This window comes from Paraburkholderia sp. CNPSo 3274 (genome assembly GCF_024206475.1).
In the GTDB taxonomy this organism is placed as follows: Bacteria; Pseudomonadota; Gammaproteobacteria; order Burkholderiales; family Burkholderiaceae; genus Paraburkholderia.
The window spans coordinates 35,217-61,922 of sequence record NZ_JAMBPR010000008.1; the positions used below are offsets into that span (position 1 = coordinate 35,217).

Genomic DNA, 26,706 nt, shown 5'->3' on the forward strand with positions numbered 1-26,706 from the left:
CCTGACTCCGGGCATCGTCGGAAAGATCAGGAGGCAGCTGAATGATTCACTCGACGCCTAGCGCCTTGAAAACCGCATCGACGGGGTCCGAGTAAAAGCTTGTTTGGAACTTCGCAAATAGCTCTCCGGGGACCGATGGGATGTCGGTCACGCTGGACATCGGCAGCAAGATCCGCTTTGCGCCGGCATCGAATGCTACTTGCAGGCTCTCTGCAAGATTTCGCGCCTGGGCGATCGTGCCGCCCAAGGTCATGTCGCCCATCACCGCCAACTGGCTCTGCAGTGGCTTGGCGAGCGCCGCCGAGCAAAACGCAATGAAGCTCGCGAGCGTCACCGCGTCCGGGGCGCCCGCGTTTTGGAGCTCGACTAGGTGCAGGTGAAAGTCGCGTTCCGTCGGATGAATCGAGACGCTGACACGGTTGGCGTTGGCTTTGAAGTAGTCGAACGCCACGCGAACATGCTCTCGCGACAGCGAGCCAGACACTGATAGCTTTCCACTGCCGGCCAACGCCTGAACCTCCATTCGGTAGACTCCGGGCATTTCGGCCTGGGCCATGGCGATGGTGTGCAACACGCCAGGTTGCAGGCGCCCCTCCGGAATGATGCCGCCGCCGGTCTGCTCGGGCACAGCGACAAACCGCTCCTGCATGTCCTCGAGATCGATGTAGGAGAAGTGAACGTCGTAGAACTCCATGCCGCCGATCTTTTTCAACTGCTCCTTGACCCGTCGACGCGTCTCCAAGGCGTATTCGAGACAGCGGCGCACCGTCTCCTTCTCGTATTCGCCATTGGGGCAAATCAGTTTGAGCAGGCCCGAGACCGTGCGACGGACGGCAATGGTGTCGCGCTGATTAAGGTTGTTGCCGAGCTTGAACCACTTGTCGATCGCGTCGGCAAAGCTTCGCTTGCGCATTTCGCGCACCCACTCCGCCAAGTAATCGACAATCAACCCGTATTGGTTCGTGAAAAACTCCGGCCGCATCTTGGGGATTTCCCAACCGGGCACATACGCATGAAAGCGGTCGAAGAAGGCGGAGTCAATCATTGCATCCGGGAACGGCGCGAGCAGATGGCTCGTCTTAACTAGCGACTCGATGCTTTGATTGATGTTGCCCACGAAGACCATGGACGCGCTCGCGTTGACCGAATCGCGGCCTCGGCTGAACGAACCGGAGGCCATGTAGTCCTTCATGATCTGGACGCCGTCTTGGTCTTTGAAGCTGATGCCCGCGACCTCGTCGAAGGCCACGACGTCCCATAACCCCACCAGCCCGACTTTGCGGGCGCTCATGTTGTAGAACAAGTTGGCCACTGTGGTCTGCCCGCCAGAGACGAGGATCGAATTCGGGCTGATTTCCTTGTAGATGTGGCTTTTCCCCGTGCCACGCGGCCCGAGCTCGCAAAGGTTGTAGTTGTTTTCCACCAGAGGGACCATGCGGGCCAGGAGGTGCCATTTGACCCGCTCCTTGAAGCATGTGGGCTCCATCCCCGTCGAGCGCAGCAACGTGTCGATCCATTGCTCTTCCGTGAAGTTCTTCCTCGCCGAAAACAACTCCTCCATGTCGAGGCTGGGCATTTGAATTGGCTTCAAGTCAGCCACGGCGAACGGCGACGACCTCTGATTTTCCTCAAAGTAGTAGCGCAGCGTCACGATGCACCAGATCCCGCCGACGAGCAGTTTCTCGTATTGGCGAACGTAGTGATCCGGCACCTCCGCGTTCTTGATGCCGAGGTTCGAGAGCAGCGCCTCGTACGCGTCGCGGCTTTCGTTGAGCTTCACGGTGACCTTGTCGATCACCTTGAACGACCCGAGCTCGCGAATCCTGCTCTTGACCTTCTCGGCCTCGTCGGGCCGCACGTAGTTCTCGGCCAGGATGCGCTTGACGCCGTCGAGCCCAACGCGAATCGTCTCCGGATCGTCGGAGGCGCAATACATTCCCAACAGGTATTCGAGCACGTAGACCGGGACGTTCGCACCCTCTTTAATCAGCTTCGTGAGGTCCTTGCGCACCACCCGCCCCGCGAAGTTCGCGTTCAGCAAGGTGTCGAGCGAGCGATCGCCAACCGTATCCACGGTCGCCTTGTCCACCAGGGGCTGTGAGCTTGGTTCTGCCATTGCTCTCTCTAAAAATCGTTGCTGAACGCCAAGTCAATCCGCACCGGCACGCGCCACGCCTCGGCTTTCGTCTTCGCGTCGCGCGCCACGAGAAAGTAGTCTTTCGTCCGATCGTGCGAGCCGGCCTGGATCGTGAGCATCACCGAGCGCTTGCGCTCGTCGAGCAGCGGCGAGGCGCTGTCGAACGTGATCGTCTGCTCGTCGCTCACCGGCGTGTCGCCGTCTCGAATAGAGAATATTAACGTGACAGGCAGCACGCGCTCCGAGATGGCCTCATTTTGAATGAACTCGAAACGCTGTTTGTTCGTCACCACACGGTTGCTCGACCCCAGAGGACTCACTTCCACTGACTTCGTGCGGACCTTCTCGGACTCGCTTTCCTTGACCACAACGACCGGAACGGCGATCTCCTGCGGCATCGCGCTGCCGTGCACAAACCGAGCGCCACCTGAAAAGTGAAAACGCCCGGCGGCTTTCGGCGCCCAAAAGTCGATGCTCCCCTCACCCGAGTCCGTGCCGGCCGTCCGCTCGGTGGAACCGCACCATGCCTTGGGCGTGCTCCCCATGCCGCGGCCGAGAATGTAGCGCTTCTTCGACTTGATGGCGCCCTCGGGTTCGGCACCAAGCACGGAGCGGTCCGCCTCTTCGAGCGCCGACTCCTGATACAAAAAGCCATGGTCCGCTGTCACGAGCACCGTCGAACCATTGAGGCTATTGACGATGAAGTTGACCGTGTCGGCCAGTTCTTTGATCGTCTGAGCCGTCGCCTCAAAGGCCTTCGTCTCGGTCGCGCGCTTGTCGCCGATCGCGTCGATGCGATCATGGTAAATGTAGACCAGCCGGTGCGGCTTGACGAACTCGCGACCGCGCTCTTTGCCTTTCTCCATCAGTTCGTCGCGGCCAATGGCCACGCCGTCGTGCTGCGCGAGAATGGCCGAGCGCTGTTCGAGCGTGGCCGACGGCTTCGCGTCCACCATCACGTCCAAGTTGGCATTCGACTTGTAGGCCAGGCGTTCGTGCGGCAAGAGACTCGCCATCCCAAGCGTTGTGTAGCTCGGCAACACGCCGAGCATCGCGTCGAGTCGCGCCTTCACTCGATTGCGCGAATTGAGGTCGCGCGTGAGCTCCTCGGCCGCCTCGTAGCGGAACGCGTCGGAAATGATCACAAAGACCCGCTTGGCGTTGTCGAATTCGGGCTGGACCATCCGAGAATAAAACGCCTGCTGATTGACCACGTCGGGCAGCGTCCAGGTGTTCAGCAAGCCACCATCGCCTTCAATCACTGACGCCCAGGCTGATGCCAACTGCCCAATGAACCACCCCGAATAGGCGTCCTCCATCCGATCGCGCAGCTCGTGCAGGAGCGCCCACCCCATCGGCTCGACTGATTCCGTCGCTCGCATAAACCACCGATACAGCTGGTCGAACCGGAAAATATCGGACCGGTAGGCGCGAAAAGCGGTCGACGCATCGGGGAAGCTGAACCCTGCGGCATGCGCCGCCTGCAACTCGAAGAAGCCGGCGGCCGCTTCCAACGCGTCGTAGCTCGCCGCAAGCGCTCGCGTCGAGTCGTTCGCGCCCGCCAGCAGAGGGTTGGCCCAGTGGCCGTCGCGCCGCCGGGCAATGAGCGCGCGAACGGAGTCCATGTTCGCGCCGCCGCCCGCGATGATGCGCGACTTGAGATCCGCAATGACGCGCTTTTCGACATCTTCGAACGTCATCGAGTCGATCAGATCTTCGGCGCCCATCGGGCGAATCAGATCCACCACCCGCAGGTCATCGGAGACGATCGCCGAAAGAGCGTCGTAGCTTCCATAGTTGGCCATGTCCGAGCGCCAGCGGTTCGCAAAGACCGTCGAATGGGCCGCAAGGGCGCGTTCGCGAATAAGCAAATGCTGCAACGGCGCCGGAGTTGAATGGACGTTGTTGCAAAAATCAGTCGCGAAAATCGCGTAGAGAAGGCTTCGCAGGCTGTGCGCGTCGGGCGTCGCCTCCCGGTATCCGAACTCCCGCTCCGTCAGCGCCCAAAACGCGTCCGACAGCTCGTTCGATTCAATTTCTGCAAGCGCCCTGGGGGTGGCGTCCAAGTCGCCCCCTTCGTTCGCGAGGCTCGCAAACACTTTCAGAAAGATGCTCGACGTCTCCGGCGTCTCGGCGCGAACGGCCACAGCGAGCATTTTGCGATCAAGGTCGTCCGCCGCGTCGGCTGGCTCCGTCCAACGCTTCAATCGATCCAGGCGATCACGAGCGCGCAGAAACTTTGCGCGCCGTTTCAGATGGCCGCGAAGCGCCTGCGTGGTGAGGCCGAGCTCGTCCAACTGCATGGAGGCGGTGTCCGCTCTAAAGGCCTTGCCCCGCAATCGGGCGTCCAACAACCAATCGGCCGAGGGCGCCGGCTCCGCAAACGGCGCGTAAAAGAGCCATTGCGCGCCACGTTCGCGTTCGATCGCAATCTTCGCCTGCAACGCCGACGCTTGGTCGAGCCGGACCACGCGAACGCCAGGCAAATCGAGCTCATCGACGTGCGCGGCGAACTCCCCGTCCGTGTCGTTCCAGAATACGAGCGAATGCCCCTCGGCAAAGAGCCGGGCCAGCGCCGGGAAGAATGCCAATTGTCCGCTACTCATCACTGGCACCGGAGATCAGTTTGACATCCGCGACCAAATCACCAAACTTCGCGTAGTTGGTCTTAACGCCGTCATCCAAGTCGATCGTTATGCGCATGTCGGCGTAGTGGCGCAGCTTTTCGTCATAGGCCAGCAACTCCGTCTGTTTCTTCCGCAACACGTCGATCTGCTTTTGAATCCTGTTGCGCACAGCGGTAGATGCTGCGGCTACCGCGTCCCTCTCGAGCATTTCCAATCGAGCCGTTAGCCGTGAGAACAGGGGAACAACATACTCGGATCTCAATCGAGAAAGCGTCCCTTCATTATAGCGGTGCATGTAAACAAGCGCCCTAAAGGCTCCCTGCCGGCCACTAGAAAATAGCCAGTAGATTGGGCGCCGCTTATACAGTTGCACGTGATCCTTGTAGAACTCATCAGCCAAATACCGTCTGACTGTTTCGTCCGCCGACTCCTCAGCCTTCTGGCCGAGATGTTTCGATAGCCAGTCCATATTTTCCGAAACGGAATCGCTGTCCCATATTATCGAAACAAATTCCTTGATTCGTTGCGCACAATCGTCTTCAAACCAAGGCATATCAGTGGCCGGCACAATGCCATCCGCGTCGGCAGAAAAAGCTTCATAGCGCTCGGGTTGGAATCCGGAATTCCCTGCACCTGCATACACCAGCCCATCGCGGCCCAAGCTATATCGCCCCATCATGCAACCGACGGCATAGGACACAAATTCTCGACAGTTCTCGGCTGGATCTGCGCGTGACAGGGTTATCTGTTCTTCCGGCACTTCAGTCGGAAGTTCACCCCTCAATGAATAAGCATCTACAAATAATTCATTGTTTAGCTCTTCAAGCTCCTTTGTGCGAGCAATCGCTCGCTGCTGATTCGCAGCATATTTTTGCCAAGCCTCTCGTAACGTCCTCGCTTCAAGGCTTTTCCTCACGAGCGGCGAAGCAGCGAAATCCCACGACACTTCGCGTGAATCCCAATCAGAGCGAGCGATCGAGATCAACTCGTCCGCCGCAGAAAGATCCATAGCCGCAAGTTTCCTTGGGAATGGTAGCGTGGAAAAATAGCCAACATGAAAATGAATTGTCGGATTGAGCACCTTACTCACAAAGTTATAGAAAACGTTATTCCCCATAAGCAAAAACAACCGCAAATCGGCATCCTTCTTGAAGATGGCCGGTGCGATAACGTTTGGTATAAACCCAACCCCATCGTAGCGAAAGGCATTTGAGGCCGACGTGACGTCAGACCAGCTTACGCACTCCTTAAAGTAATAATCCGTGCCCTGCGGACGAGACTTGACCTTGCCGTTCTCGTCCTTAAAGTTTCGGATCTCTTCACCGTCGTTTTCCCAGTTAACCACCCACTCACGGTTTCCATACCACTTCTTGAAATCACCGCCCTTCTGATGTGGGAACCATCTTTTACCGGACGTAGCTGCTTCGGCGCGCGACTTGACTCCGAAACCGATCCGATCAAAGCTCACCTCTTGCCACATCCTCAGAAAGCGATCGTTGTCCGCCGTGGCTAAGCTTTGCCTGGCGTCAACGAATTCGCCCATGGAGGGATTATCCGAGAAGATGTTGCGAATCTTGTCGCTTATCCAATAGGCAACGGGACTGCCCGGGATCTTGCGAAAATCAACGGTGGAGGCCTCAAACGTTTTCGCGGTGTGGAACGCTTGCTCCAATTCGCCATTCGAAGCGACGCTCCCTTGCTTGTCGAAAAGGCGTTTGTAGGCGCCTCGATAGCCGGGCTGCTGCTCCGTTCGGAACGTGAAAGCACAACTGCCAAAATCCGACCCAAACACCCCACGTCCGTTGTGCGAAAAGGTCTCGATAGCCACATTGTCGAAGAACCAACTTCGAAAACCCTCAAACGTGGACAAGAACATCCAATTTGGAATGGTAATCATGCCAACCGCGCCGCCCGGTGCCGCGAAGGCCACGTTACGGGCGATAAAACAGGCATAAAGGTCACCCTTTGCGTCCTTGTAGTGGGCTTCAACAAACTTCTTGAGCTGCCCGCTGTAATAGCGCGCCCCCATGTATGGTGGATTCGCAACAACGACATCGAATCGGTTGCCGAGAATGAGCGCTTGTCGCATGAGCGGTAAGAGATCTTCAGCATATGCCTTCGCATAGAGGTCTCCGCTGTCCATTGCCTTGCCCAGACCTGCTGCAACGGATCCCAATCGGGCATGCAGCTCACTGGGGATTTGAATCAAGGAGCCATGCACTTTCGCGCCTAAAAACAGGCGCGAAATCTCAACGATTTCCAGCTTTGAAATCCCAAAGGGCGCAAGATGGGTGGCGCTCTCATTCACGTCCAGTGCACCGCTTTCGTGCAGCGCCAAAACGTTGAGCTGTGGTGGGTTCTCTAAGAGTCGACGGTCGTCCGCTCGAGCCTTCATCAAGAGCGCGAAGCCCGCCAGCTGGGCTGCGCGATCGTCAATATCGATCCCGTGGAGGTTCTTTTCCAAAATAAGCCGAGGAATGTCTCTCGGGCGGTATCCGCGCTCTAAATAAATCGCCTTGAACAGGTCATAGGCCTCGACCAAGATATGCCCCGACCCACACGCGGGATCGATGAACTTGATGGTCTCCGGATTGAGCCGCCCGCCGTCTTCGGCAACGCGCGCAGCCACCAGAGCGTCGACGCTAGCTTGGACTTCCTCTGCCTGCTGCGGCGGATCCATCAAAAACGCCCACTCGGCCCGCGAGCTTGAGGTCGGGTTCGCCGCCGCCCATAGGCGCCCCAACGTGTTTTGCGCCAGGTATTTGACAATCCAGTTGGGTGTGAACAACTGGGTTGCGGCCGGGATGTCCTCATTCTTCACCACCTTGCCGATAACCTGATCTTTCTTCTCGCTGATGTAGAACTGATAGAGCCAGCCAACGGCTTCAATCTGCCCCCAATCCTCTTCAGGGACGCTCTCCACGAGCTTTGCCACGATCGAATCGGTGCGCAGCAAATTTTCGGGCAGCAAGAGCTCGGTCTCGTCGTCGATGCGTTCGAACAAAAACGGCATCGATCGCGACAAGTCATTACACTGCGCCACCAGCAACAGCTTGTAGAGCTCGTTGTCCTGTGTGCCAGCCAATTGCATCTCGCGTGCCGTTTGCTTGTTCAGCCCGGGCAGCGACACGTCGCTGGCATTGCGCAGAATTTCGGGCCCCCCGCCATCCCGGCTCGACAGCACGCGCCAGCCATGATCGAGGTATCCGTGGAGCTCCATGAAGCGCAAGGCGGCGAATCGATTGAACCAGGTGTAGGCCACTTCTTCCATTGCTTGCTCGAAGCCGCGACGCTCAATATGCCGCAGAAGCTTCTCGCGTTGCGCATTGACCTTCGCGGGCCACTCGCGCCCCTCGATGATGACCAAGTCGCCGCGCACGCTGGCTGGCGCAGCGCCCGCCGCCGAGATACCCAATAGATTCGCCCGCGCAGTGACGGCGGAGAGAAAATCGCGGCGCGCCTGAGGCGCATAGGCTTTGAGATTTGCTTTGTTCATGTGGTAGTTGAGCCTCGCATCCAGGCGTTACTGCAAACGCGCGCGGTGGCCCGCCGCGATGGCCGAGAGGAGCTCATGGCGGAGGCTTTCAATAAATTTCTCAACGTCGTCTGGGCTTTCGAGGTAGGTTTTGCCGCTCAGCTCGCTAGGACGCACAACTTTGATCGGACGCAGCGAAACAGCCGCGCTGGCCCCATTCGCGCCATTCGTTTTGTCACTTCCCTCCTCTGGTGCGCCATCAGCCAGCGGCTTGACCGCAGCCTTGCTTGTCTCGTTGAACTTGGCTGCGCGCGCGATCTTGTCCATCGCTTCGTCGAGAAGATCGCCGGCTCGCCCCTGCAAAAAGAGAATGCGCGGAATGCTGACCAAACCCGCCAACTGGGCCTTCAACGATTGAAGCGGACTGAGCGCCGCATTGCGCAGACTCGGGTCCGCCTGGGCGGCATCGAGTGCCTGCTGCGCCTCGCCAATCTTCTCGTCAATCGAGCGAAGCGCGCGCTCACGCCGCTCGCCCGCGATCGCATCGTTCACCTTCTCCACCGCCGCAACCAACCCTTCAATCCGACTGATCATCCCGTATGGCTCGGGGTTGCAGTGGATCATCTCCAATTCTGAGAGAGCGGCGGCCGCCTCCGGCACGTTGAGCAATGCCTCCTTGTTGTCGGAAAAGCTCGCAAGGGCATCGAGCAGGCGAGACCAGACGGGAACCTGGTTCTTGTAGAACCCAAGCACGTCATGCACGTCGTCGGCCAGATCTTGCCAGTCATTGCGAGCCTGCACGAGCGCGTCCAAAAATTCGAAGGGGTCGCGCAGCGCGAGTTGTCGATCGATCGCGATCAATGCCCGCACAATCTGCGTGCCGCCAGGGTAATCCTTGTGCTCGGCTTTGCCCCTCGCTCGCTCGAGGTCCGTTTTAAGCTGGGTCAGATGGCTGCGGAACTCCGCGACGAGCGCGTCTTCCTCCTCCGGCGGCATGGTCGCAAACATGTCGCGATGCAACTCACGCGCGGCGGTGCGCGTCAGAGCATCCGACGTCTTGCGCTTCAGGATCGAGACGGTTTTAAAGCGGGCCGCTTTCGTCAGTGGCTCGATCGCCCCCAAGGAGTCTAAATCAGCTCCCTCCATCACGAGCTTGATCTCGCCCGCCATGAACAGTCGAGCCACGAGCAGGACAATTTCCCACTCCGGCTTCCACCCCCAAGGCACCCCCGAGAAGCGGTCGATGACGTCGGAGAGGAGCACGCGGCTGCTCTTAGCGACCACGTCGAGGTATTGACGCATTTCCGCCAACGCCAAGGCATTGCCGTCCTCGCCGCCCAGCGCCATGCGTTGCTGGCCAACCGTGTCGGCCGTGAGAATCGCGCGAATTTCCGCGATCGGATCGGTTTGACGAACCTTGATGTAGCTGAGCTTCGAATAAGTGTTGGAAACCAAATAGTTCAGCATTTCGTCGAGCACAGCCGGCGGCGACTGCGGCTTGACCGACAGTCGCTGCCCCAACGCATAGAAGTCGCCCGTGCTCATCATGTCCGTCAATTGCACGAGGAGGCGCGCTCGCCGGTCACGGTTCTCGTCCTTTCGCTCGTAGAGAATTCGTTTGAGCGAAGCCGTCGCCGTGTCCGCCTTCGGCGCGATGTATTTCTCGATCTGCAAATACGTTTTGAGCTCGACATAGACCCGAGGGTCGTTGCTCATGCGCAGCAAAGCCCGACCGGAGCCCTCAGCGCTCCGTCCGATGCACCGCGCCTCGTGCATCATCTCGTAGTCGACCCCTACGGGAGAAATCACCTCGAAGGTGAGCGCGGCATTTGCCAACTTATAAGGAACGCTATCGAGCAGCCGGTTGAACTCGTAATCGCTCTTCGTTTCGCGATGTCGAACCTTCGTTTGACCCGCAAGAATCTCGTCAAACACGAGCTCGGCAACCAGCCGAGAGATTTCTGCTTCCGAGACGTTGACGGACTTGACCTCTTGTGAGACGTCACGCTCTTCGTTGGTCAGGAAAAACCACAGGTCGCCGTTTCGGCTCACCAGGTTTTGCCGCTCCAACCGCAAAAGCGAAGCCTCAATGTCCCGCTTGAACGCAAGCTTGTCCGCGTCGACGCGATTCAAGCAAAGCGTCGCGAGGTTGTCGATTGTGCCCTTCACCGCGTCCGCGTAGCGGATCAAGAACAACGTTCGAAGAAGCTTCCCGTCGAACTTCTCGAGCGCCGGATTGGACTCTGCTTGATCGATAGCGCGCTTGACCGAGGAATCCAGGAAGCTCTCGATTGCGGGATAGAAGTCGTAGAGAGGCACAAGTGCATCCGTCTCTTCATCGCGGTTGCGGTTGGCCGCCGTTTGAAACGCGTCGAGCATTGAGCGCTCGCCCCGAGCCAAGTGCCGTCCCGTTGCCCCAACCTTGCGTATCGACTCGAAGACTTTTTGCAGCAACTGAAATTGGTAAGGGGCGAATGGATAGTGAGTGGCGAAGTCCGCAGCATCGCGAAAGCGCCTAAAGGCCACCGCATGATCGGCAAACGAGACCTGGTTATTGATGATGTCGCCCTTCTCCTTCCAGAGCGCCTCAAGCTCGGCCCGCGCTTCCGGCTTCTTTTCGAGCAAGCGATGCGAAATGACCTCGTCCGTGTTCGAGCTGGACAGGGACAGTCGCGTGTGAAAGCGACCGGTAATTTTCGAGAAGTCATTGGTTCGCGCCTGATTGGCTTCACCCAAGGTCGCGTCGATGTCCTCTTGGCTTGTGACGATCACCCACGCCCGCCCCTTGCACTCCGTCCCGAGCTCTTCGACGATCGTCTGCAAGTTCAGCATCAATTGGGTGTTCTTTCCGATGAACTGCCCCACTTCATCGACCAAAAAGACGATACGATGCTTGGGTCCCTTCGCGTCCAAGTATTTGCGCACCAGGGCGGCAAACCCCTCAATGTTGATCTTGTAGGATTCGCGCGCGTTATCGAACCATTTCGCTGCCGACTCCGGCGACATATCCAACGCTTGGCTGAGCCCGGCAATCACATCGTCGCGCAGAAAATCCACCGCGTCACGTTCGTGCTCCCAGTCGTTGCCGTTCGCAGCCTTGAAGGCTTGTTTAAAGACGTCATAAGCGCCCTTGGAGATGAGATAGCGCTCCATCTCGGCCACATGCGGCGCATCCCCCGAAAGCCCTTGCATTTCGTTAAAGACACGCAAAAACACCTGCAAGATGGCGTCGCGATCTCCCTTGGAATCCGCCTTTGCATCAATGTTGAACAAGATCACATCGGTGTCGCCCGTGACAGCGCGCCGAATGTCGCTCACAAGCATGGGGTCTTTGATTTTTGAATCAAAAAATTCAATCGCTCGACGTGAGGGCTCGTCGCCAGGGTGGCTCGCTTCGAGGTTCGACAGCAGATACGACAAAATCTTAATGAAGTGCGACTTACCCGACCCGAAGAACCCCGACACCCAGACCCCCATCCTAGCAATGATGCTGGGGTCGTTCGGGTGGTCTGCTGTCGCGAGGTAGGCGTCGAAGAAACTGCGCAGGTATTGCGTGACCTCTTTGGTGGTCACATATTCGTCCAACTCCTGCCAGACGCTGGCTTCGTCGCGTTGGTCCGCTTTGATGACGCCGTTAATCGGCCGGTTAATTGGCTTTACAAAAAGCTCTTGGATTTTCATCGGTCCCTCGAAGCATTAGGGCACCAGGCTGAAAGCCCGGTAATAGTTGTCGTCGACAAGCGTGTTGAACAACCGGAGCGATTGCCCGTCGTATCGGCCCGGATAGAACATCAGCAACGGCGTGTTGCTCATGTGGGGGTGCAGCGCGGAAAGAAGCGTGTGAGTGCGTAGCATCGGATAAACGGCACCGACGCCTTTCACGATCAATAGGTCGAGGTCCTCGACGCTGAACTGCTCGACGATCCGCGCGGCGAGGCGATCCTCTTTGAGCACGGAGCGCAGCGACGTCAGCAGAGCGTCGTCGCCTTTGGTCCGTTGCATCTCGAACGCTTTATCCAACAAGCGGCGATCTTCGAGCAACCCAATCACGCACTCAAATAGATCCACCGTTGCAAAACGCAAATCGGGCGTTTGCTTACGAACGCCGGGCTCGATGACTTCTGCGAGCCAGCTGCGCACCTTCATTTCCTGATCAGGCGGGTAGTCAAAAATCCAGAATCCAATTTCGCCGCCCGCCCCTTCGTTTTCGAGCACATCGGCAGACAGCATGCGCGGCAGCACTTGATTCAATCGGTCGTCAAAATTGGCGCTCATGCAAGGTTCTCCAAGCGCGCGAGCGTTTCCGCATCGCCGAAGCGTTTGAGGTAAGCCTCGGCCCGAGGGTGCACCAAGGGCGGTGTCAGACCGCGCCGGCCGGTGGAATCGAGGTATTTGGCTTCGAAGAGGATGCGGACGATGACTTGAAAGAGCTTCTCGCGGGTTGACTCAGCCCACCGCGCGACCGCGTCATCGCGGTGCTCGCACTCAGCGAGGAAGCCGTCCCATCGGTGATGACTCAGATTCTTTTCGAGGTGCCGCAGATCCACCGCGTAGACATCGCGCATGAAGTCGCCCAGCAGCCGGCTGTGACGGATCGCCGCGGAGAGCAAAATCTGTCGGCAAAGCTCGATGTCGCCTTCGGCCACGAGTCGAATGCCCTCTTCGTCCAAGGTCTGGAGGCGACGGCGTATCAAGCGCGCTTGACGCTTGGCAGTGGCCGGCTTCTTCTGCAACAAATTCTCGTCGTTCAGGGCCGCTTCCCATTGCTCGTCGCTGGGTCGCGAAAGCAAAAGGGTCGCGATCCGCCGGCTCTCCGGAATCATCAGCGACCCGGCGGAGATTTCGGCGTTATAAATTCCCACAGCCGACTTCCTCAACAAAAGCCTCGGATGACGTGGGGTGCTTTGACCCCGCTGTCGGCTTTGCACATGGCCGATCGCTCCCGTTTTGATCACGCTTTCCATCCATCTTCTGGCTATCTCAGAATTCGCCCCATGCTGCGTCTGTTGCGTGCAGCTGCAGGCTTGAAGCGGCAATTATCGCGTACTTTCCGCTCGTACCCGAACAAAACCGGGACGGATTGCAGAGCTTGGCCGAGGTATTCTCCACTGCCGCAGCATCGCCGGACGAGCTTCACCGTAAACGGTCTACCGGGACCGGGAGACGACCAGGCATGCCTGGAACAGTGCAAGCTCTCAGTCCCGAGTACGAGCGACGAGGGGTGCCACAGGTCAGCGCATTGCTCGCGTTCGAACGCAGCGCCGCTTGAAAGGGCCGGCTCTCCATCAAACCCTAATATTCAGACTACCCAGAGCAAGTCTCGCGACCGTCTCTGCCGCATTCAAAATCGACGGCATAAATACGACGGTTTACACACAACGAATTTGTTGTGTGTAGGTGATCTCATGCTATCAAACTCAATCATTAGCACTGACCGGCAGGCCAGAGAGGTGGCTGCTGCCATCGAGCAGGTCAGCCGCGCCCTCCCCTCTGAACAGCCCCTTCTAAAATCCATCGTCGACGGCTTACCGCGCGCAGTGACTGATGGTGTCCGCGGCCTCGCTTCGCTGAGCCACCGAAATATTCGCTCACGAGTCTATTGGCACTAAGGTGACTTCGACGGAGGCTGTTTCGTCGCAATTGAGACTGATCCAGAAGGTTGGCGGGCCTTCGGACGGTAGCTCTGCGCCCGAGAGGATCGGATAGGCCAACCTGGCTTGCCGGCAGCCAAAGCGGATCATGTAGGCGAGCACCTGACGCACATCCGACTCGTCCACTCCCCAATCTGGACGCGCGGGCCGCAACTCCTTCCACTTGGCGTCGACGATGGCCTGCGGCGATCCAGCGCGCCGGTCGGTCTTCTCGGACCAAAGCTGGACATCGGGCATCAACCGAAACGCTTGTATGGCGCTGCCTGATCCGGGAGGCGCACCGATGGTAGGGCCAATTGTCGCTAGGCGCCGTACCGCGCCTTTAAGCTGCACGGCGATACCCTCGGGTGCGTTGGCGCGTTCGTGTCGGGCGACCCAGTGCTCGAAGAGGGTCTCCATGTTGAAAAGGAGTGCCGGGGCTGGTGACGAACCGGCCGCAAGTGATGGCGAAAGTACGTCAAGCAGAAGTTGCGCCCAGCGCAGGGCTTCGTTGTAGCGAGTGGTCTCCCGGGCGCGTTTTAGCTTGGCCACGCTCCCGGCGTCCATCCGGACCAAGGTGACGTCGCTGAAGAAGGCACGCGCTTCAAGCCACAGGCGTTCAGTGGAGCGCTTGCGCAGGTGCGGACGGCACCGCTCAATGGCCGCGAGGAGCGCTTGATTGTAGGGGTTATCAAGCGAGAGGTCGTCTCGGAAGCAACGCCAGAGTCCAGGGCGCGACGCCGCCAGACGCTCCGACTCGAAAAGCAGCAATCGGCCGCGCAGCACCGACTGGTCGTCCACCGTCTCAACGTAGCGTGTGAGCAGCCCGCCCTTGGCCACACGCAGAGCTTCCCGAAGGAAGCTGCGGATAAACAGGTCCAGCAGTGGCGCCCGGTCCGATGCCTGTGGCGCGAGGTCAATCGGAGAAATGGGCAGGTTCTCACCACACTGGAGCAGACGTAACAATGCACGACGCGCACGCGCTAGGCGCTCCGGTCGCGACCCGGTGCCCGCGAGGCTAGCGGCGTTGGCGCGTGTCTCACCCAATCCACCCCATACCTTGGGAAGGATCTCAAGCGTGGTGACCTCGGCCCCCGGCTTCGGGCTCGCACCATCCCCCAACCGGCCACTAGGCAGGCGCACCAAACCGCAGTGCATAGAGAGCGCGATGCGCTCGCCCTCGCGTACGCAGAAACCCCGTTGTACGCTGTTGAGTTTCACGAGGGTCAATGCTTCCGCCTCGGTCACCAGCAAAGGCTGATCCTCGTCACGTGAGAACTCGCTCGCGAGCTGACGCTGGCGTGCAACCTGTTCATCGGTAGCGACCCGCAGGCTCTCGCGTTCGAATACGGCCAGCGAAAATCTCGACATCGTGCTCTCGATCAAGCTGTACGGGCTGATGCGTCCGCGCCCGCTGGATTTGCGTCAGCCGCAGCGGAACCTAGCTCTTCTGACCTTTCGTCTTCAATTCTTTTGAACTCTTCGGGGTCTTCGAACTCCTCCTCGCCTTCTTCCTCCTCATCAGAAGAGACAGGCACTGGCAGGTCGCCGATAGCGGCGGCGAGCAACTCACCTCGCAGGTAACCGCGCCAGCTAGACGGGAGTCGCGTGATGACGCAAATACCGAATAAGTTTTCCGATCTCTGTCTTCATCTCAGCGCTTTGCTAGATAGCAACCCTGCGGAGGCGGTAAGACGAGCCCGAAAAATCGTAAGCGATCCATTATCGCCGTCCCTCTGAGTAGTGGACAGGCGCGTTGATTCGTGGAGTGGATATGCTGCGAATCAGTTCTGGGGGGACGGCATCCGCCAAGGCACGAGCGCCTCGTAGTCGTCGGCGGTCTTTGCCAGAGGCAGGCGCTCGAACAGCCAGGTCAGGTAACGGTATGGATCGATACCATTGGCCTTGCAGGTTTCAACGAGACTAAAGAGATTTGCGCTGGCATGTGCGCCGGCAACCGTATCTGCGAACAGGAAGCCCTTGCGTGCGACGACAAACGGGCGAATGGAATTTTCACAGAAATTGTTCGATGCCGGCCAGTCGCCGTTCTCGAGGTAACGCACAAGCTTCGGCCACTGCTCACGCAGATAGGTCAGTGCCCTGCCAAGCAGGCTCTGGGGCAGCACCCCTGTAGACTGCTCGATCATGAGATCCTTGATGACCTGGAGTACGCGGGCGCTATAGCGTTGACGCAGGCGATGACGCCGGTCTGCATTCCACGTTTTACTGCGTGCCTCGGCGGCAAACAACTTGCCAAACAGCTTGATGAAGCGTGTTGCAAGCAGATCCGGCGTACGTGCCGCCTTGGGAACATTTTCCTCGGCCTTGACGAAGTAACGTCTCGCGTGAACGAGGCAACCAAGGTGCACGAGCTTGTAGCGCTCGGCGATACCGTTATAAGCCTCGTAGCCATCGGTCATCAGCGCAGCGCCTTCCTGCACGCCGGCGAACAGCCTGTCAGCCAGCTTCGCCCCACGACCCGGCGTGTAGGTATAGCAACAGATCGGGATTCCCGTGCCCGTCATCTGACACCACAGGTAGCTCTTCGTCTGTGGCTTGCGCCCTTTCTCCTTGAGCACCTGGAAGGTCGTCTCGTCAGCGAGGATCACCGCTGACTCAAGCAGCGCGTCGCGCATCAGGTTGATCACCGGCTGCGTTGCGAGGCCGACCTTGACCATGCTGGCCGCGATCGTGTTGGACGAGATATCACCACCGAAGCGGCGAAGCAGGCCAGCCTGACGATACAGCGGCATGCCAAACTGGAATTTACCCGCCGCGATCCAGGCAAGTGCGGATTCGGTCAGGAGTCCTCGTGGGATGATACGCGGTGGCGCCGGTGTGACCTTGATGCCCAGATCACAACACGGGCATGCATACTTGACCCGCTGATGCTGGATCACGCGTAGCTGCTCAGGAATCACGTCGAGTTGTTCGCTGATTTCCACGCCAAACTCGACCAGGGCATGGCCGTCGTTGCTGCAGAAACGCTCGGCCTCCGGAAGTTCGTGCCGACGGATCACGCGGGGCAGACCGGGATCGAGGGGCTTTCGGTGGCCGCGCTTTTTGCGTGTATGCGCACCGACCTTCGTTTCGGGCGTATCTTCCTGGGCGGGTGCCGCATTCGCGCCCAGCGCCTCAGCTTCGTTGAACAGCCCGAACTGTTCCGGATCCCGTGCTTCGCTCTTTGCGCCAAACAGCTCACGCCGGTAGGCACGCAGCCGTTCCTCGGCCAGGTCGCGCTCCGCGCTCACCAGACGCAGCATGCTGCAGGTTTCCTCGTGCTCGCGCTCAAGGGTGGCATACGCCTCGCGCATGGCGAGTAACGCATTGAGTTCGTCAGCGGAGATCGTGATCTGGGCGGGCATGCCGGATTAGACCATGCATGCTCGCCCATGTTCAGCTCACGCGCAAATATTCCTCCCGTGGATATCCGCGGATCGAAGTGATGTCATCGCCATCGAGCAGCGCGTGCAGTGCCGCCGACGTCAATGCCACGACTTCGGTCTTCCTGTCGGGCCAGATAAAACGGCTTGTTTCAAGGCGCTTCGTCATCAGCCAGAAACCACTACCATCCCAACCGATGATCTTGACCCTGTCACGACGGCGGTTTCCGAAGATATAAAGAGAGGAGTCCATCGGGTTCAGATGCATGGCCTGCTCGACGAGAATCGACAGGCTGTTCATGCCGTAGCGGAAATCGACGGGATCGCGGTGCAGGTACACCCTCAGGTTTTCGTCGAAGCGGAACACGGCATCCTCCCGAGCATCTGGACTACGGTGGTCAGTTCCTCGACGCTTGCGTCCCCGATGTCAAACTCGACACCATTGGACAGGCGCACATGTAACGTGAGGACCATCACCGGCACCGCAGGTGGAATTGGAAGCGCCGACGGCACCGCAACGACGGGCACGAATGGCGAAAGTGCTGGAGTCTGCACCGTCGGCTTGGTCAAATCCAGGCGTCCGTCTGGTACGCTGTCGATCACCTCGCTCGCGGGCGGTGACAGTTCGTGCTCCCTGGCAATGGTGTCCTGCGGTGTCTGCGCGGTGTTTTTTTCACGGTCCAGCAGGTATTTCGTGATCCACTTGCGCAGCAGGTTGGCGTTCACCCCATGCTCCTGAGCCAGACGGGCAACCGACATGCCTGAGCACAGCGCCGCCTCGATGAGTGCGCGCTTGCCTTTCTCGTCGTACTGCCGCCGTCCGTCGCGGCTCTGACGCACTACTTTCAACTCTGAGTTTTTTTCGGCCACAGGTGTCCACCTCCAAAGTAGGTGGACACCTATGCTCCTCGCTCCTGCGGCTTACTGCCAGACGTCAAAGATGGATCGCTTACGAAAAATCGACCTTGATGGACCCGATCGTTTCAGTCTAATGAGCTTGCGGGCGGCGATTCTGGTTGATGGTGGAGCGTTAGTTGGGGAGCAGGAAGCAATTGAAGAAGGCCTCGCGTTATTTCGTGAGCTTCATGGCCAATTTCCCAAGGATGCTGACATCACCTACAACCTGGCAAACGGGATTGTCGTTGCTATAGGCAATCCGCCCCGCGACCAGGATTGGCTGGATCATCAGGAACGTACTCAGGAACAACGGGCCGAAGCGCGACGTTGCTATTGGCGAGTAGCACAAGACCAGAATGCGGATCCATCGGTGCGAACTCAGGCCTGGACCAACCTCGCCAACCAGTTCGGCAACAGCTATCGGCTTAGTGAAGCCCATGATGCGCGCCTCGCTGCACTCAAGATCGATCCGGAGAACGGGGTTGCTGCGAGTTCTGCGGCCCGTGACCTGCTTTGGCTATTTAAACAGGGCAACTGCTCGGACATGACGCGCGACGAGGCCATCATGCTGGCCAAAGTCGCGCATCGTCATCAGGATCGAATCATTCAGTACGCAGGCGCTCAGGCGGCGAACCAAATTGCAGCGTTCGCCAACGAACTTGGCGACCCGCCACAGCGATCACCCCACACAGATCCATTCATCAGTTGGGTGGAACACGAGCGCCTGACGCTCGCACCGGTCGTTGAACTTGTCGACCCCTCCTTGAGCAAGTTGGACTGGCTCGTGCTCCCCGGTATCTTGGAGCGCGGGTCTGGAACGAGCGGAAGGCCTCCGCCCGTGTTTGCCATGTTCAATGTGCTAAAGAGCGATTTTATTCTGGCGCGTGATTTGGCATGGCGAGCTATCGACGTAAGCGCTTGGCCGACGACGGGGCGATTTGCGGACACCCTCGACTATGCCACCTACGGCCCGGATACCTCTGCGCTTATCCTGGCACACCGTACGGCTTTGGACCTGCTCGACAAGGTTGCTGTAACCGCAAACCACTACTTCCAGTTCGGACAAGCACCGGACAAGGTGTACTTCGGCAAGCTGTGGCGAGGAGCCCATGACAAGACGACTGGCCGACCTCCACTTGCCAAAGCAGTTGACGCGACCATACACACCGGCGTCAGCGCCCTCTATGGCCTTGTGGAGCTTGCTGACGACTATGACAGCAAGACCGGAATCCTCCGTCCACAAAAGGACCTCCGCAACGCCGGCACTCACCGATTTGTAGTGTTGCATGATTTCGGCGACCCGACACATAGCAGACAAGCGCCGGAAGTGGAGCATCATCGCCGTGAGCAGTTCAATCAGGAAGTATTGCACGCCCTGCGCGTTGCCAGGTCGGCCATTCAGATGCTTGCACTTGCGATTTCGCAGCACGAACGAGGTCTCGCTCTACGGACAGGCGGTATTGTAGGATCGCTGACTGTCCATGATCACGATTGGATTCGAGGACGTGAGGATTGAGTGCAAAAGTAACGTCGAGATCGCGTCCTCGGGGAATTCGAACGTGGCGGGGTTACCGCCCGTGATCGAAACATGCAAAAAAATAGAGAGCATGCGACAAACGGCAGGTGTGCCGGATGTCGCAGCTGCCTATGCCGTACGTGCCTACCAAGGACGCGATCTTTTGGTTGCAGATCGCCCTTCAAGTTGGCTACCGAGGAGGAAATGGAGCACAACTGCATGGGGGTGATAGCAGGCCCCGGTCTCAGGCCAGATGTATGTTCACTTCTGAAGGCTCGAGAGGGCCAGGTCTTGCGATCTTCTCAAGCCGGTAGCCGTAGCTATAGGAGGGAAGAAGGCAAAAACCATTCTGCGGGCGAAGGTCCCCATGCAGGTCGGTGTCGAGCATCTCAAGCAACGGTTCAGCAAACGTGAGGCCGTGGCGTGTCGCAAGCTCGAGGAGTGCGTCGTTCAGGTCAATGCAAAGCGCACGCCGCCACAGCGGGGTCCGGGGCGAGACGAGCGTGCGGGCAGCGAGTAGCAGCAGTTCCACGGCCTTATGCCGGATCGAATCCGGACCCTGATCAGGTTTGGCCCGATCTGTTCCCATCGTGGTGTTCCGTATGGCGATTCCCGGCGTGCGCGAGCGTAGTGTGACATGGTGCGCCGCCTAAGCCAGGTGGAATTGGGAGCGTTGACACTGCATCGCACTCCTGCGGAAGCGCAGGGGAAACAGGCCGGTGCGGACGGGCTCAGGCGACAGGCTGCTGAACGGGCCTGGAGCGTCGCACGGCCTCCGGCAGGTCGTTCAGGCAGTAGACGATGTAGAACAGCGAGAAAAAGAACGTCCACAGCGGATTGAGCCGGTAGCTCGTGATCTGCCATTGATTCACGACTACGCTTTCGAGCGTTGCCTTTGCCCGGAATGCGAAGACGATCCACATCACGCCCATCGCGAGTGAGGTCAGTACCGACAGGCCGACAATGTCATCGGAATCGACCCAGCCGCCGAAGAACTTAAGAAAGAGCGTGGCGCTCAGCAGTGCCACCTGTGTCACTGAAACCCAGTGCGGGATGAGCTCCGCGCCGAGTGCTTCGTTGATGCGCTTCTCGCGCATCGAGAGGTACATGACCGGCCAGATGCCGAGACCGAAGATGCCGACGGTGACAAAGAGCGGGAACACCGTGTGGGCGGCATTCCGGACGTTTTGGGCTTGTTCCTGCATGACTGCTCCTTAATTGAAGTGTCTACTCTACAAGTAGCGGTGAGAAAAAGCCTGCCGTTGCGGTTCGTCACATCGACAGGAAATAGGGAATACAATAGATTGTCGAGTATAGACGACAAATCTAGACGTGTTTACAACGTCGAGAATCAGTCGTCAAGCGGGCATGCTGCACGCCATGACTACTAGGCGCTCACCTCCTCCCGCCGCCCGTCCGGCCCCGATCTCCGTTGCTCTCGGCAAGCGGATCAAGCAGTGCCGGCATGACGCCGAGAAATCGCAGGAGACACTCGCCTTTGAGGCGCACGTTGACCGCACCTACATCTCGTCGATCGAACGGGGCATTGCCAATCCGTCGGTGGAGACACTGGCGAACATCTGCTATTCGCTGGGCGTCACGCTTGCCGAGCTGTTCACGCCGCTCGACGGTGTATCTCTTAAGCCGACCGGTGAGCGCCGCGCGAACGCGGCGACCCCGCCCGAGATCAAACGTAGCCGCCTGCGCTGACCGGGGTGCGGATCGAGACGACGCCTTCAAGGGTGACGGCCAGCCTGACGGCCTGCGACTGATAGCGCGCCCGCCCGTTACCGTGCAGATCGATGCGTGCATTGAATCCTGCCAGTCTTGGCTCACTGCCCGCCGGATCGAGCATCAGTAGTGCGTGAGGTTCGAAGGTTCGGCCTTGCAGACGACCTTCCATGCCGACAGCCAGCGCGGCACGCCACTTGACGGGGTGTCGCTGACGCCAACCGATGATGACGGGGCGGCCTGCCGCCAGTTCGCGCGAGGTAAATCGCAGGATGGCGGGCGCCGGTCCCGCCCGCACCACCGGCTGTACGCCAAGGTTCAGTTCCCACACGAAGCTCTCCAGTTCCGAAAGCGTCAGCCCGTGCAGGTAATGCGGCCACGCGTGATCCCAGACTACACGCTCGTTTCCGCTAACGTGATACGGCACATCGACCGGATCGGACAGCTTGCCGAGCAGCGCGAGCGCCATGGCGACGTAGTGCAGCGTACTGCCGCCGTCCCAGTGACCTTGCCGGCTGAAGAGCGTACCTCCATGAGCAAGCGTCAGTTGCTGGCCGAGCCGCGATCCCGGATGAAATTTCTGGAGCAACATCTCAGTAATCGCCCGGCAAGAGAAACGTGGTGGCGGAGCGGTCCCACTCGGTTATTACCCAGACGACCTGCTGGTTCGGTAGGAGGTAGCTGGACAGGATGCGCAGCCCAGCGTCAATCGACAGCTCGTTCTGCTGGCGGTCGGACTCGGACAGCTCGCCCCAGTCGCCGCGAACGTGACGGGTCAGCAGGTCGATGATCGATACCTGCGCCCTCGCGATGACTTCCAGCGCGTCCGGCGTGGCAAAGATCCGGCCGAGCTTGAAGCGCGGACTGGCGTGGTAAATCGAAGGCAGATTCATGAGGGACTTCTCCTGAAAACGGGCGAGCACGTGCCGCCAGAACTGGCCGGATGTGCGCGATGAAAGGAAAGGAAGCCGGCGCGAGGCGCCGGGTATGAGTCGGCTGGTCGGGTTACGAATCGTCGGTGTCGGATGTCGACGCGACTCCAACGCCTAATTGGGCGAGCACCATCTCCGAGTGGGTCCGAAGCGCGGGCAGGATGTCGCCAGCCCCGGGCATCGACGCGAGCTTGCGTACTAACTCGCGTTTTTTATATTGCTCGTAGCAGAGGGCCGCAGCGATGCTGATGGCCGTAACGCCAGCCACGATGCCTAGCCCTCTTACGAGCGGGCCAGGGCGTAGCGGGAGATGGATGAAACGGATTGCGGGCATGGAGCCTCCAGATAAGGGACGAGCGTGGACCTCCGGCAGAACCGGATGTCAGGTCGTTGAAACAAGGGAGTGGATTGAGACGGGGGACGCAGGGTACGTCCGGGAACTACCGCACTTCTGAGGCAAGCGCGTTCGGGTAGTGCTTCGCGAGAATCACATTCATCTTCTCGACCAGCTCGAGCCTCTTGAACGTCAGGTGGCCGTTGCCGTTCTTGAACCAGCGCAGATGCAGATAGTCGTTCCCGGCTTCGGTATGCCGTTCATGCTGCGCGATCGAAACGAGGGAATATGCGCCGTGCCGGTGATCGGGCTCCGGCTTGCCGTCCAGCACGCAGAACACCCGGATCAGGTCGTCCAGCTCATTGGTGACACGGTGATTCGTGCTGCCCTGCGAGAGCAGGTATTTGACGATGATCCGCTTGCCGAACTTGAACGGCTGATTGGTCCTGTAATCCCACGACAGCCTGCGAAAGCACGCGAGTACGCCGCGCTCGAACATGTCGCCGCGCGCGCCGTACAGTTGCGTGAAGGTGGCTTCGATGTTGGCGGCGGTCAGCTCGGGCACGTCGCCGTCGGCAAGCTGCCTGTCCCACTGCTCGCGGGCCTGTGCGTCCATGAAGGTGCGCAGGCCCGATTCTGACAGCAGGTAATTCCAGCCACGCACGTCGATGACGCTCACGATGGCGGCTTCGGCTTCGTCGCGCTTTGCATAGTCTCCAGTAACGGTGGGTCTGCCACGACAGGCGTAGGCGTCGTCGAGCACAAGCCTCGGAAAGCCAAGATGCGCTGCCCTTGCAATCTGTTCGGCTTCGCTGAGCAGATCGAGGGCGGAGCGGATGCGATCGACGACGGCGACGCGCTGGTTGGCGAGGTTGGTGATGCTGATACTTTTGACGAGATCGGTTGCGGTGTCCATGAACCTCCTGCCGCTTGGGCTGGAACGCGTTGAAAGGAAAATGCCGGGCACGAGTCCCGGCGCTTATGCCGGTACGTTGCGTTCGGCGAGTTGACGGCGCAGCGCCACCGCCCGCGCTTGCGAGCAATTGAGGTATCGCCTGATGTCGGCCACAGTTGGTCGCACAAATCCGGCAGCGACTTCCAGGGCGAGCCGCGCCACGTCGTCATCGGTCGAGTCGGCAACCGGTAACGGCGTGACGGGACCGTCAGGGGACGCGTGACTGACTTCCTCGGTTTTGTGACTTGCCGCCTCGCTCGCGTGATTCGCGATGACCGCTGTTACTTCGGGCTGAGACGCGACAGGACCGTCTGCGACCGGCATGACTTCTGACGCAGTCACGCCATTGGCGGTGGTGACCGATACCGACGGCGACTGCCGAAGCGCGACCGTCCACAACAGGCAGGCGACGCCCTCGAGCACAGCTGCGAACGCCAGTCCCGAGAGCAGGTCGACGCGCGCAGTTGTCGTGCCGAGTAATGCTGCCAGCCGCGACGTGACCGGATCAGCGAGCAACGCGTCGCGCTGCGTGGTGACCCGGTCGCGCTCGGCCTCGATGCGTCGCACATCGTCAGCCTCCGCGTTGAGCGCATCAAGCCTCGCCGTGAGCATCGTGCGACGGCCATCCAGCGTTCGGCAGTCACCCGAGCAACGCCTGGCGTCGATAGTCGTGAGTTGCGCGATCACGGTTGCCCGATCTGCCATGACGACCGTGAGGCCGCGGCCGGTCATGACAACAGGCGCAGTTGTCACAGTCGACGCCCGCAGTGCTCCCGCATGCCGCTGAGCGAGCAGAAAGAAGCCTGCATGCCCATCGCACACGGCCACGAAACATGCGAGCCACAGGACGCTGCCCACGCTGCGTGCGACCGCCGACGCTCCACGTGTGAGGGCCGGCAGCAGGTGGGCGCTCACGACGAGCACGATGCCGAGTGCGATCCAGACAGCCCGTTCGGGCAACGTACCGCCACGCTGCAACCCGGCCTGAACCGAGAGGCTGACTGCCGTGCCCGTGGCGCCGACCGCGAGTGTGACCGCCCATCGGGACATGGCCGTCATGCCGCCGCTCCACCGAGCAGCACGGCCTTGCGCTCCAGCTTGTCGCGCAGTGTCGTGGGTGTTGTGGCGGATGCATCGGTCAAAGCCCCCTCCTTCGCATCCTCACGATCGGAGGGGATGTTGGGATAGAACTCTTCTGCGACCGCTGCCCGCTCGTCCGGACCATCCTCGAACGCGCCATTTGCAAACCCCGCGCGAGCCGCCGCATCGAGCGCTGCCTGATCGAATCCGGCGGCCCGCCGTCGCGCATCGAGTTCTTGCGCCTGGCGCAGCGCGTCTTCCAACGTGCTGCCTGAACGCACGCCCAGATCGACGTAGTAGATCGGACTCCGGTAGCTCTGCGTCGTCGACTTGCCGCGCAGCTTCAGTTCAAGCGGCAGGCAGGCGAGCAGGTTGCCGGACACGGCGCGGAAATAATGGAGCCTGGCCGAGAGAGCCCGGATCGAGTTGAAGGACGTGGTGCGGAGAATGAAACTCCCCATCTCGTCTTCGTCGCCAATGATCACGTTTAGCCGCGCATACGGCTTGCAGCCGCCTTGCTGACCGAACGCACAACCATCGGGCGACGGGCAGGACAGACTCTCGATGCCGTTCCCGTCCTTGCCGACGCGCCGGCACGCCTCACCATTTCCGACACACACCGGTCGCCCGGTATCGCGATCGAACAGGCTGTAGTCCGCGCGCAGGTTGAGGTCCGGATCATTGAACAGCACGCGAACCGGAATCGACCTCAGCTTGCCCGTCGTTGCCTTTCTCAGCGCCTGATCCGCAGGATGTAGCATCCAGCCATCCCGGTTCTGAACCTGCGTCGTGAGCGTGAACTGATCGTCCTTCTCCGGCAGTCGCTTGCCGTTCTTCTCGCAAATTTTGCCGATCGAGATGCGCCCTACAACAGGCGGCGTAATCGCTAAACCTTTAAGCATGGTGGTCCTCCGAATTGAAAGTGAAAGGGCAATGCGAAATCAGGTGGAGATGAGGAAGCGCCGGGAACCGGGTTTCGAGGTGGCGTACTGCGCCTCGAACTTGGGGTGATCGACGAGCAGGCGTTTCAGGTCAATGGTGGATGAATCCTTGCTGCGCCTGAACGACACTTCGCCGGTCTCGAACACCGCGCGGGTCGCTTCGCCCATCGCCTGCTGGATTTGCTGTTTGAGCTGTGCTTCAATCGCCTGACGAGCTTCAATCTCGTCCCTCACGGCAACAAGGTCGGCGAATACCGACGACAGACGCCGATCGTCTGTGAAGTCGACCGTACCGCCGTGCCCGGGATACAGGTGACGTAGCGTTCGATCAGCCGATTCCGAGCCATCGGACGGCGGCGGAGTATCCGTCTCGACGTAGTGCCAGAACCTCGCTTCGAGTTCGATCAGCCGGGCGATGAGCGCGTCATCGCGCTCGATCCGAAAGACCTCTAGCGCCTGGCCGCACAACAAAACAGCGACATGCGCGGCCTGCTTGCCGGTGACGGCCAGCTGGTGCTGCACCTGGAGTTGCACATATTCCGGTACCCCTTCCCGCCAGAGTCGCGCGCCGAATTCGCCCGCCGTTTTACACTCCAGAATGGAAACGTCACGCGCGCCGACGATTTCCCGGTCGAGATTCGCGAGCATGAAAGGAATCGTTGGATGCCTGAGCACCGCGTTGACCTTGCGCACGCGGTTGCCCGTCGTTTGCGTGTATACCGCCGCAACGATCGGCTCCAGTAGCGTTCCCCAGTAGGTCGGCGAGGTTGTGTCCGCCGGATCGGGACGCGGCAGACCGTCGGCACGCCCGGTCTTGTCGAGCCAGAGCTCAAGTGCGCTCATGTAGGGATTCAGGCCAACCGCTGCGGCGGCATCCGAACCGCCGATGCCCGTTCGACGAACGGCGAGCCAGTCGTCCCGGCTCAACTCCTGTGTCTTGACGAGCTTCAGCGCAGGCTTTCGCGCGCGTGGCCCTTCAGGCTGGATAGCACTCACGAGACCTCCAGAAATGGAACGACCCGGCAGGCGAACCTGGCCGGGCCGGGATTGAAAGACGCATAGAAGTTG

General features: G+C 59.7%; 20 protein-coding genes. 2 read left to right on the top strand and 18 right to left on the bottom strand.

Features of this window, described 5'->3' with window-relative positions; genetic code table 11:
- Positions 1–46: 46 nt before the first annotated feature.
- The 10 genes from brxL to M3I54_RS07315 all read right to left on the bottom strand — a co-directional run bounded on the left by brxL (position 47) and on the right by M3I54_RS07315 (position 18,122).
- Positions 47–2,116, bottom strand: coding sequence for a protease Lon-related BREX system protein BrxL (brxL, locus tag M3I54_RS07270; RefSeq protein WP_254334227.1), 2,070 nt, complete (start codon positions 2,114–2,116; stop codon positions 47–49).
- Between the two features lie 8 nt (positions 2,117–2,124).
- The gene (pglZ, locus tag M3I54_RS07275) at positions 2,125–4,743 is read right to left on the bottom strand and encodes a BREX-1 system phosphatase PglZ type A (protein ID WP_254334229.1); all 2,619 of its coding nucleotides are present in this window, start codon (positions 4,741–4,743) and stop codon (positions 2,125–2,127) included.
- Entirely contained in the window at positions 4,736–8,260 is a 3,525-nt protein-coding gene (pglX, locus tag M3I54_RS07280) for a BREX-1 system adenine-specific DNA-methyltransferase PglX (RefSeq protein ID WP_254334231.1), read from the bottom strand. Before pglX ends, pglZ begins: the two co-directional genes overlap by 8 nt.
- Before the next feature lie 27 nt (positions 8,261–8,287).
- Positions 8,288–11,920, bottom strand: coding sequence for a BREX system P-loop protein BrxC (brxC, locus tag M3I54_RS07285; protein ID WP_254334233.1), 3,633 nt, complete (start codon positions 11,918–11,920; stop codon positions 8,288–8,290).
- 15 nt (positions 11,921–11,935) lie between these two features.
- Positions 11,936–12,514 (bottom strand): DUF1788 domain-containing protein, encoded by a 579-nt coding sequence (locus M3I54_RS07290; protein WP_254334235.1) that lies wholly within the window; start codon positions 12,512–12,514, stop codon positions 11,936–11,938.
- Positions 12,511–13,203, bottom strand: coding sequence for a DUF1819 family protein (locus tag M3I54_RS07295; protein ID WP_254334237.1), 693 nt, complete (start codon positions 13,201–13,203; stop codon positions 12,511–12,513). The genes M3I54_RS07290 and M3I54_RS07295 overlap by 4 nt, the downstream gene beginning before the upstream one ends.
- A 624-nt stretch (positions 13,204–13,827) precedes the next feature.
- Entirely contained in the window at positions 13,828–15,240 is a 1,413-nt protein-coding gene (locus M3I54_RS07300) for an McrC family protein (RefSeq protein WP_254334240.1), read from the bottom strand.
- A 413-nt stretch (positions 15,241–15,653) separates the two neighbouring features.
- Positions 15,654–17,234, bottom strand: a complete 1,581-nt coding sequence (locus M3I54_RS07305) for an IS66 family transposase (RefSeq protein ID WP_254334242.1) — start codon at positions 17,232–17,234, stop codon at positions 15,654–15,656.
- Between the two features lie 31 nt (positions 17,235–17,265).
- Positions 17,266–17,619 (bottom strand): IS66 family insertion sequence element accessory protein TnpB, encoded by a 354-nt coding sequence (tnpB, locus tag M3I54_RS07310; RefSeq protein ID WP_254334244.1) that lies wholly within the window; start codon positions 17,617–17,619, stop codon positions 17,266–17,268.
- Positions 17,595–18,122, bottom strand: coding sequence for a transposase (locus tag M3I54_RS07315; RefSeq protein WP_254334246.1), 528 nt, complete (start codon positions 18,120–18,122; stop codon positions 17,595–17,597). Before M3I54_RS07315 ends, tnpB begins: the two co-directional genes overlap by 25 nt.
- Before the next feature lie 70 nt (positions 18,123–18,192).
- Between M3I54_RS07315 and M3I54_RS07320 the strand changes: the two genes are divergently transcribed.
- A complete protein-coding gene (locus M3I54_RS07320) occupies positions 18,193–19,665 on the top strand; it encodes an LA2681 family HEPN domain-containing protein (RefSeq protein ID WP_375542111.1) in 1,473 nt (490 codons plus the stop codon).
- 244 nt (positions 19,666–19,909) lie between these two features.
- Here M3I54_RS07320 and M3I54_RS07325 read toward each other — a convergent pair whose 3' ends face one another.
- Together M3I54_RS07325 and M3I54_RS07330 are read right to left on the bottom strand one after the other, a co-directional pair.
- On the bottom strand, positions 19,910–20,254 hold the full coding sequence (locus tag M3I54_RS07325) for a hypothetical protein (RefSeq protein WP_254334249.1): 345 nt from the start codon (positions 20,252–20,254) through the stop codon (positions 19,910–19,912).
- Positions 20,255–20,396: 142 nt separating this feature from the next.
- Positions 20,397–20,870, bottom strand: coding sequence for a hypothetical protein (locus M3I54_RS07330; RefSeq protein WP_254334251.1), 474 nt, complete (start codon positions 20,868–20,870; stop codon positions 20,397–20,399).
- A 163-nt stretch (positions 20,871–21,033) separates the two neighbouring features.
- Here M3I54_RS07330 and M3I54_RS07335 point away from each other — a divergent pair, with 163 nt between their 5' ends.
- Entirely contained in the window at positions 21,034–21,375 is a 342-nt protein-coding gene (locus M3I54_RS07335) for a helix-turn-helix domain-containing protein (RefSeq protein ID WP_375542110.1), read from the top strand.
- On the opposite strand, the gene M3I54_RS07340 is transcribed toward M3I54_RS07335, so the two are convergent.
- The 6 genes from M3I54_RS07340 to M3I54_RS07365 form a co-directional block, all read right to left on the bottom strand.
- A complete protein-coding gene (locus tag M3I54_RS07340) occupies positions 21,353–21,988 on the bottom strand; it encodes a hypothetical protein (protein WP_254334253.1) in 636 nt (211 codons plus the stop codon). The two genes, M3I54_RS07335 and M3I54_RS07340, sit on opposite strands and share 23 nt — an antisense overlap.
- Position 21,989: 1 nt before the next feature.
- Positions 21,990–22,289, bottom strand: coding sequence for a hypothetical protein (locus M3I54_RS07345; protein ID WP_254334255.1), 300 nt, complete (start codon positions 22,287–22,289; stop codon positions 21,990–21,992).
- A 479-nt stretch (positions 22,290–22,768) separates the two neighbouring features.
- On the bottom strand, positions 22,769–23,578 hold the full coding sequence (locus M3I54_RS07350) for a DUF4942 domain-containing protein (protein WP_254334257.1): 810 nt from the start codon (positions 23,576–23,578) through the stop codon (positions 22,769–22,771).
- Positions 23,579–23,641: 63 nt separating this feature from the next.
- On the bottom strand, positions 23,642–24,676 hold the full coding sequence (locus M3I54_RS07355; protein ID WP_254334259.1) for a hypothetical protein: 1,035 nt from the start codon (positions 24,674–24,676) through the stop codon (positions 23,642–23,644).
- Positions 24,673–25,599: a phage capsid protein gene (locus M3I54_RS07360; RefSeq protein ID WP_254334261.1), complete on the bottom strand. Its 927-nt coding sequence runs from the start codon at positions 25,597–25,599 to the stop codon at positions 24,673–24,675. The genes M3I54_RS07355 and M3I54_RS07360 overlap by 4 nt, the downstream gene beginning before the upstream one ends.
- Before the next feature lie 39 nt (positions 25,600–25,638).
- Positions 25,639–26,634: a lambda-exonuclease family protein gene (locus M3I54_RS07365; RefSeq protein WP_254334262.1), complete on the bottom strand. Its 996-nt coding sequence runs from the start codon at positions 26,632–26,634 to the stop codon at positions 25,639–25,641.
- Positions 26,635–26,706: the final 72 nt, after the last annotated feature.